Here is a 1,619-nt window from a genome sequence, read left to right on the forward strand (position 1 = left end):
TGTCAACGGAACGCCAATGGTGATCACTTTCCGGAATCTGAATTTTGACCCCCTGGTTGGTGGGTTGGTGGTTCATCCTTTAGTGGTGCCGGCGGTGGGGACGCGGCCGAGGTCGCGGTCTTTGAGCCGGTAGCTGTCGCCTTTGAGGGCGATGACTTCGGCGTGGTGGACGAGGCGGTCGATCATGGCTGCGGCGACGACGTCGTCGCCGAAGACTTCGCCCCAGCGGCCGAAGACCTTGTTGCTGGTCACGATCAGCGACGCTCGTTCGTAGCGGGATGAGACGAGTTGGAAGAAGAGGTTGGCGGCTTCGTTCTCGAAGGGGATGTAGCCGACTTCGTCGACCACGAGTAGTGGGTAGCGGCTGAGCTTGGTCAGCTCGGCCTGTAACCGGCCGACGTGATGGGCCTCGGCGAGGCGGGCGACCCATTCGGCGGCGGTGGCGAACGCGACCCGGTGCCCGGCCTGGCAGGCGCGGATCGCCAACCCGATCGCCAGATGTGTTTTGCCGGTTCCGGGCGGGCCGAGGAAAACGACGTTCTCTCGGGCGGTGACGAAGTCCAGTGTCCCGAGGTGGGCGATGACGTCGCGTTTGAGTCCACGGGCGTGACCGAAGTCGAATTCTTCCAGCGATTTGCGGGCCGGAAACCGCGCGGAGCGGATGCGGCCCTCGCCGCCGTGGCTTTCGCGGGCGGAGACTTCCCGTTGCAGGCAGGCGACGAGGAACTCCTCATGGCTCCAGTTCTCGGCGCGGGCTCGTTCGGCCAGTCGATGCACCGATTCCCGCAGGGTCGGTGCCTTCAACGCCCGGGTCAGGAAAGAGATCTCGGCGGTCAGATCCCGTGCGGTGGTCGATGTCTTGGCGGCTGTTCTGGTGGCGGTCATCAGGCCACCCCGCCTTCGATGTCGACACCGAGCGCGGTGTCGTAGTCGGTCAGGCGCCGCTGCTCGACCTCGGGTTCGGGCGCTGGCCGCAGGTTGCCGACCCTTCTGCGGCGCAGCACTTTCGCTGCTTCGATGTGTTCGGGGTCGGAGATCGATTGATGCCAGGCCCAGATCCGTTCGTGATCGGCGACAACGCGCCCACCCGAGTGCACCCGAACCCGTTCGAGGTCGGCGACGATCTCGACGCAGCGGCCGATCACGGCAGGGTGCACCGAGTAGTCGTTGGAGTCCAAGCGAATGTAGTGATCACGCGCCAGGCGCGCCGATCCCCGCCATCCGGTCTCGGGCGCCACCGGCGGCAGCGTGAGCATCGCCTGGCGGTCGGCGGTGATCCGATCACACGGCGCGCAGCCCAACGCCCGCCGTGTCCGGGTGTTCACCAATGCCAGCCATTGACTCAACTGAGTGTTGAAATCGTTGGGCCCGGTGAACGTCCGGCCGGGCAGGAAGGATCGCTCCAGATAGTCGTGCGCCCGCTCGATCACACCCTTGGCTTCCGGGTCGGCGGGACGGCAGATGACAACCTTGGCGCCCAAAGTTCCTCGAAACGCCTGACACTCGGCAGTGAGCTCGTTGCGGCCACCACGCCACCGGCCGATCGCGCCTTCACCGTCCCACACCAGTACCCGCGGCACCGCACCCAACCGGTCGATCAGCATCCACCAGCCGGCGAA

The 1,619-nt window shown here is 65.9% G+C and carries 2 protein-coding genes; both read right to left on the bottom strand.

Translation table 11 applies throughout. The features are described from left to right. Nucleotides 1–72: 72 nt before the first annotated feature. A complete protein-coding gene (gene istB / locus ACRWNM_RS36495; RefSeq protein ID WP_431972727.1) occupies nt 73–885 on the bottom strand; it encodes an IS21-like element helper ATPase IstB in 813 nt (270 codons plus the stop codon). After that, the coding region (locus ACRWNM_RS36500; RefSeq protein WP_431972728.1) for a Mu transposase domain-containing protein at nt 885–1,619 on the bottom strand (735 nt) is incomplete at its 5' end. The genes istB and ACRWNM_RS36500, both read right to left, overlap by 1 nt.

Origin of the sequence: Nocardia sp. bgisy134, assembly GCF_965341865.1 — a bacterium.
GTDB lineage: Bacteria > Actinomycetota > Actinomycetes > Mycobacteriales > Mycobacteriaceae > Nocardia.